Genomic DNA, 6,637 nt, shown 5'->3' with positions numbered 1-6,637 from the left:
GCATTCTAACGTGCGGGCCTGCCATCGCCTGAAGGCTCCGGCGCAGCGGAGGCAAGGCCGACGCGAGTTGGCGTTGCCCCTATCCCGTGGACGGTAGTCGGGCTGGATGGAGCAGGACTGTGGTCAGTTGGCGAGGAAACTGCTTGTGAACGGTGGCGGGCGCTTCGGCGGTCAATGGATCGGCGCTTCCCTGTTCGCCGGCGGGGCTTCGAATCGCCGCCTCAGACCTGCACGACCAGCTTCTCGAAGTCCTCTACCGCCAGCGGCGGGCTGAAAAGGTAGCCTTGAAGGGCGTCGCAGCCGGCGCTGATCAGAAAGTCTCGCTGGGCTTTGCTGTCGACCCCTTCGGCGATCACGCCCATTCCCAGGCTGCGCGCCAACGCCACGATGGTGCGGGCGATCGCGGCATCGTTGGGCTCGCTGAGCACATCACGCACGAAGGATCGGTCGACCTTCAGCTGATCCAGCGGCAGGCGCTTCAGGTAAGACAGCGAGGAATAGCCGGTGCCGAAATCGTCGAGGGAGAAGCGGACGCCGCAGGCCTTGAGCGTGGAGATCTTTTCGATCAGCTCATCAATGTTGTCCGCCAGCAGGCTTTCGGTGAGTTCCAGGGTCAGCCGCGCCGGTTCTGCTCCGGTTCGGCTGAGGATCGCCAGGACCTGGTCGACAAAGTGCGAGTCGTGGAATTGCCGGGCGCTGACGTTCACCGCGAGCGTCAGGTGGGCCAGTTCCGCTCGCGTCGCCCAGAGGGCCAGCTGACGGCATGCGGTTTCCAGAACCCAGTAGCCCAGGGGCAGGATCAAACCGGTTCGTTCAGCCAGTGAAATGAACTCGGCCAGGAGAATCACGCCTCGCTCGGGACGCGACCAGCGCAGCAGCGCCTCACTTCCGGTGACGCGGCCATCGCTCGCTACCTGTGGCTGATAGTGGAGGACAAACTGATTTTCGCGGATCGCCCGACGCATGCTGGCTTCCAGATCAGCGTGTCCGAGGGCGATGGTCTGCATCGCCTGGTCGAAAAAAGTGAAACGATTTCGGCCGCTGTCCTTGGCCTGGTACATGGCCAGATCGGCGTGCTTCATCAAAGTGTCGATCGACAGCTCCTGCCCCCGGAACAGGGCAGCGCCGATGCTGGTGGAGCTGCAATGTTCAACCGCTCCCAGCCGATACGGTAGATTGAGGGCGGCAAGCAGCTTTTCGCCGATGATTTTTGTCTGCGCGGCGGCCTCTTCCTTGTTCTTGCTCAGGCTCGTCAGCAACACCACGAACTCGTCGCCGCCCAGTCGCGCCACCGTGTCGCACTCACGTACGTTGGCGGCCAGGCGTTGCGCGACGCCCTGCAGCAGCAGGTCGCCCTGGTCGTGACCCAGAGTATCGTTCAGCCGCTTGAAGCGATCGAGATCGATGAACAGCAGCGCACCGAAAGTGCCCGTGCGGTGACTCATGGTCATGGCCTGTTGCAGATGATCCAGCAACAGCGCGCGGTTCGGTAACTGCGTCAGTTGATCGTAGAAGGCCAAAGCCTCGATCTCTTTCTCCGCCTGCTTGCGTTGGCTGATGTCGCTGATCACGACACGCAGTACCGCTGCGCCATCGGCCTCCAGCGCAGTCGTTGTTTCCAGATGCGCCCAGAATGGCTCGCCGTCATGGCGCAGCAGGCGCAGCTCGCACGCCTGCGCCTGGCCGGTTTCCATGAGTTGCTTGCGATGCAGGTAGAAGATGTCCTGGTCTTCCCTGACAATGAAGCGGCTGAGCCTTTGCTGGTCCAGCGCGCCGCGGGCGAGATTCAGCAAGGCGGCGACAGTGAGGTTGGCTTCGACGATCAAGCCCACGGCGCTGACCGTGCAGTAGCCGACCGGAGCCAGGTCGTAGATCTCGAAATAGCGTGCCCGCGCTGCATCCAGTTCCAGCTGCGCCCGGCGCAGCTCCTCGTTCTGCATTTCCAGTTCGATCTGATGAACATGCAGTTCATGTAGCGCCTGCTGGAAGGCTTCGGCCGACATTCCCTCGAGGTCTTCCGGGGACGCGCTGGTGTTTCCCTGCAGCGTCTCCTCCGCCCGTCGGCGTAGGGCCTGTTCTGCCCCCTGTTGCTCGTTGTCCGCGCCCAGCGCTGCGACAACGGTACGCTTTTTCCGACTGCTCACCTCGTGGCTCCACCGGGGATGGCCGGCCGCGTCGGATCTTTCGCCCGCTCGGTGGTGGCAATGGCATACACTTTCCCGGCCTCGTCCACCAGCGCTGTGGCGGCGACCCAGACGTCCAGGACTGCGCCGCCCCGGGTGAGCCGCTGGCCAAGATGCGGTTCCGGAACTTCAGGCCGGCCAAGCGGGTCGAGCCGCGTCACGGCCTCCTCGCGCGAGCCCGGTGGGATGCGCTCGCTGACGTTCATCGACAGCGCTTCAGCTTCACTCCAGCCATACATGCGCACGGCAGCCGGGTTCCAGGCCAGGGTGCGGCCGTCGAGGTCCTGCAGGGTGACGGCATCGAAGGAATCACGCACCACGGCTGCCAGGCGGAGCAGCTTGTTGGCGCTCTCAAGCTCGCCCTCGATGCGCTTCATCTCGGTGATGTCCACAAAGGTGATGACCGCGCCCTCGATCACGTTGTCCAGGGTGCGATAGGGCCGGATGCGCATCATGTACCACAGGCCGGCCCTGGTCTGTACTTGCGCGTCCTTGGGCTCCAGGGTGTCGAGCACTGCCTGCAGGTCGTCGACCAGATGGTCATCGCAGCCGATCAGGTTGGAGACGATGTGGCCCACCGGCCGGCCAACGTCGCTGAGGATCAGGTTGATGATCTGGGACGCCGTCGGGGTGAAGCGCAGAATGCGCAACTGATGGTCCACAAAGACCGTGGCGATGCCTGTCCCGGCAAGCAGGTTGTTCATGTCGTTGTTGGCCCGCGACAAGTCCGCGACCTTGGTCTGCAACTCGGTGTTGACCGTGGCCAGTTCCTCGTTGACCGATTGCAGCTCTTCCTTGGAGGTCTCCAGTTCCTCGTTGGTCGACTGCAATTCCTCGTTGACCGACTGCATTTCCTCGTTGGCGGACTTGAGTTCTTCGTTTGCGGTCTCGAGTTCCTCGTGCGCGCTCTGCAGGTATTCGTCCCTCGCCCGTAGTTCTTCGGTGACTGCGACCAGCCGCGCGTTGGCGTCCGCATCGCTCCACTTGGCGCCGGCATCGCCAGCACCACTGGCGAGCGGCAGGGCCGCCTGGGTCTCGGGATCAGGGCTCGGCGCTTCCTCAAGAACGACCAGGTACATGGGCGACGTGCCTGGCGCGGCCACATCCGTCGCCAGCGGATGGATGCTCAGCTTGACCCGCGCAAAGTGGCCGTTGGTCTTGACGCGCAGGCCCGGGAGGTGGACGGACTCCTGACGGCTACTGGCCTGGTGCAGCGCTGCGCCCAGTTCCAGCCGCAGCCCCTCGCGAGCCATCTTGACAATGTTGTTGATGCCCGCTTCACCCGGGGCCGGTTCCAGATAGGCACCAGTGCGCCCGTGCAGGTAGAGGATGTCGCCCTGCCGGTTGGTCAGGGCGGCGGCCGGGGCAAGATGCCGCAGTAGCGCCTGTTCGGTCAGTTCGCGCATGGGTCGTTTCTCGGGAAGATCGCTCGGTGCTGCGCCATGGGGCCGCGCTGTCGGGGCCGGTAGCAGGCGGCTCAAGGCCGCGCGCTGCATGCCGGTCACGTCTTCCGTGCGCTCGTACAGCTTTGCTTTGCGGTCGAGCACGGCAAACAGACTGCTCGCGTCGCCGATGCCTTCGGAGCTGCCGAGGAACAGCACACCGCCCGGCTTCAAGGCGTAGTGGAAGAGGGGAACCAGTTTCTTCTGCAACGCCGCGTCGAGATAGATCAGCAGGTTGCGGCAGGTCACGAGGTCGAGCCGGGAGAAGGGCGGATCCCGGATGAGGTCTTGCTCGGAGAAGATCAGCAGGTCGCGAATGCTCTTGTGGATACGGTAGGCGCCACCTGGCTCGGCGGTGAAAAAGCGCGCCAGCCGCTGCGGTGAAACATCACTGGCGATGCCAGCCGGATAGAGGCCGGCGCGTGCGGTGGCAATTGCCCGCTGGTCAATGTCGGTGGCAAAGATCTGCACGGTGTAACGCTGTTTGAGCGCTTCCATCTGCTCTTGCAGCAGGATGGCCAGGGAATACGCTTCCTCGCCGCTCGAACATCCCACCGTCCAGACGCGAAGCACGCTGTCCGTCGGCCGGTCCGCAAACAGCTTGGGGATGATCTGCTCCTCGAGGAGCTGGAAAGCCTCGGGGTCGCGGAAGAAGTTGGTGACCCCGATCAGCAGGTCGTGAAAAAGCAATTCCACCTCGGCCGGGGTTTGCTGCAGAAACCTGACGTAGCCAGCCAGCGTTTCGACCTGATGGACATGCATGCGGCGCAGGATGCGGCGGTGAATGCTGCTCGGCTTGTAGTGGGAAAAATCGTGGCCGGTTTGTGCGCGCAGCAGGACGAAGATCTTCATCAGCGCAGCATCGAGCTTGGGGTGCTGGTCGGGAGGGTGAGGCTGCAGTTTGCCGAAGGCGTGCGTGGTGTAGGCGATCAATTGGGCGGGCATTTCCGCCGGTGGTAGCTGCCAATCCACCAGGCCCGTGCCGATGGCGCTACGCGGCATGCCGTCGAATTCGGTGGACTCGGGGGTCTGGGCCATGACCATACCGCCTTCGCCCTTGATCGCCCGCACGCCCAGCGTGCCGTCACTGCCGGTACCGGCGAGCACGATGCCGATGGCGCACTCGTGCTGGTCGGCGGCGAGGGAGCGAAAGAAGAAGTCGATCGGCAGGCGCTGGCCGCGCGGCTCGGAGTGCTCCAGCAGCTCCAGGCGTCCATTGAGAAAAGCCATGTTGCGGTTGGGCGGGATGATGTAGGCGCAGTTGGCGCGCACCGGCATGCCATCCTCGACCTCAAAGACCTGCATCCGCGTGTAACGCCGGACCAGGTCGGCGAGGATGCTCTTGTGGTCCGGCGCCAGGTGCTGGACCAGGACAAAAGCCATGCCGGGATCGCCTTCGCCGGGCATGCCGGAAAAGAAGGCCTCAAAAGCTGCCAGCCCCCCCGCCGAGGCGCCGATCCCGACGATCGGGAAGGCTCTGTTTGCGGCGTCTTCGGCCGCTGCCGCCGGGTCCGTGGTGCTCGACTCCGGGGCCTGTTTTTTCTTCGCTGCCTGTTTGCTCTGCATGCGCCGTCACTCCCCTGTCGGCAACACATTGATTGGACAAATCCGGGGAAACCATCCAGCGTTCAGCGGCGCCAGTCTGGCAGTAGACCTTTGATTCTTTGGCCGGACCATCGATGAAGCATCCGGCGCTCGCCGCCCAGCATACGCGAAATGGGTCTCAGGTGCGACGAATTGCCGCACCCTTGTCAGGAGCTTGCATTGCCAGCAGCCAAGTAGCATGGTGCGTTCATTCCGCCGTCGTCCGAGCTCTCGGGTGCATCGGCTACAATGCCCGTAGAAAGTCGCCAGGCCGTAGCCTGATCGCCCTCCGCGCGCCGGCGCCGATGAATACCGGAGAAATCGCATGCAACTGCCTTCGTGCACCCTCGTTCGCGCCCTTCTTTGTCTGTGTTTCTGGCCGGCCGACTCGTTGTTCGCCTTGCCCACTGCGCACGCGGCCACCATCAGCATCGCTTGCTCCGGCGTCGGCCAGGAGCGTGAATTCTGCAAGGGCGCTGCCGAAGCCTGGGCGAAGAAAACCGGCAACGCGCTGAAGATCGTCACGCCGCCCAACGACGCCAGCGAACGGCTGGCGCTGTACCAGCAGTTGCTCTCGGCGGGCTCGGACAAGGTCGACGTGCTGCAGGTGGACGTGATCTGGCCGGGCCTGCTGGGCAGCCACCTGCTCGACCTGCGGCCTTACGCCAAAGGCGCTGAGGCGCAGCACTTTCCGGGTTTCATTGCCAACAACAGCAGCCAGGGCCGGCTGGTGGCGATGCCCTGGTTCGCCAACGCCGGCCTGCTGTTCTATCGCAGCGATCTGCTGCAGAAATACGGGCAGCCGGTGCCGACCACCTGGGACCAACTCACTTCCAGCGCGCGCCTGATCCAGGACGGCGAGCGTGCCGCCGGCAACGACCGGATGTGGGGCTACGTCTGGCAGGGCCGTGCCTACGAAGGCCTGACCTGCAATGCGCTGGAATGGGTGGCGAGCCATGGTGGCGGCGCCATCGTCGAGGTCGATGGCAAGATCGGCATTCGCAACCCGCGTGCCGCGCTGGCGCTGAAGACGGCGGCTGGGTGGGTCGGCAGCATCTCGCCGACGGCGGTGCTCAACTATGCCGAAGAGGAGTCGCGCGGCGTGTTCCAGGCCGGCAATGCGGTGTTCATGCGCAACTGGCCGTATGCCTGGGCGCTGGCGCAGGCCGATGGCAGCGTCATCCGTGGCAAGGTCGGCGTCGCGGTCCTGCCCCGGGGCGGCGCGGCGGGGCGCCACGCGGCGACGCTGGGCGGCGAATCGCTGGCGGTGTCGAAGTATTCCAAGCACCCGGCCGCCGCGGCCGACCTGGTGCTGTACATGACCAGCACCGCGGTGCAGAAGGATCGCGCGCTGCGCGGCTCGTTCAACCCGACGATCCCCGCGCTGTATCAGGATGCCGAGATCCTGCAGGCCAATCCCTTCATGGG

Annotated in this window: 3 protein-coding genes; 1 reads left to right on the top strand and 2 read right to left on the bottom strand. The window is 64.5% G+C overall.

The genetic code is table 11. From position 1 onward, the window contains the following. Nucleotides 1-221: 221 nt before the first annotated feature. Nucleotides 222-1,940 (bottom strand): EAL domain-containing protein, encoded by a 1,719-nt coding sequence (locus RUW20_RS05805; protein ID WP_313951254.1) that lies wholly within the window; start codon nt 1,938-1,940, stop codon nt 222-224. Between the two features lie 200 nt (nt 1,941-2,140). Continuing rightward, nucleotides 2,141-5,191, bottom strand: coding sequence for a CheR family methyltransferase (locus tag RUW20_RS05800; protein ID WP_313951251.1), 3,051 nt, complete (start codon nt 5,189-5,191; stop codon nt 2,141-2,143). A 343-nt stretch (nt 5,192-5,534) separates the two neighbouring features. On the opposite strand from RUW20_RS05800, the gene RUW20_RS05795 reads away from it, so the two are divergent. Then, nucleotides 5,535-6,637: ABC transporter substrate-binding protein (locus RUW20_RS05795; protein WP_313951250.1), on the top strand; the 1,103-nt coding region annotated here is incomplete at its 3' end.

Source organism: Accumulibacter sp. (genome assembly GCF_032229525.1).
GTDB lineage: Bacteria > Pseudomonadota > Gammaproteobacteria > Burkholderiales > Rhodocyclaceae > Accumulibacter.
Note: the sequence above shows the minus strand (reverse complement) of the source record. Positions and strands in the feature narration are given on the sequence as shown.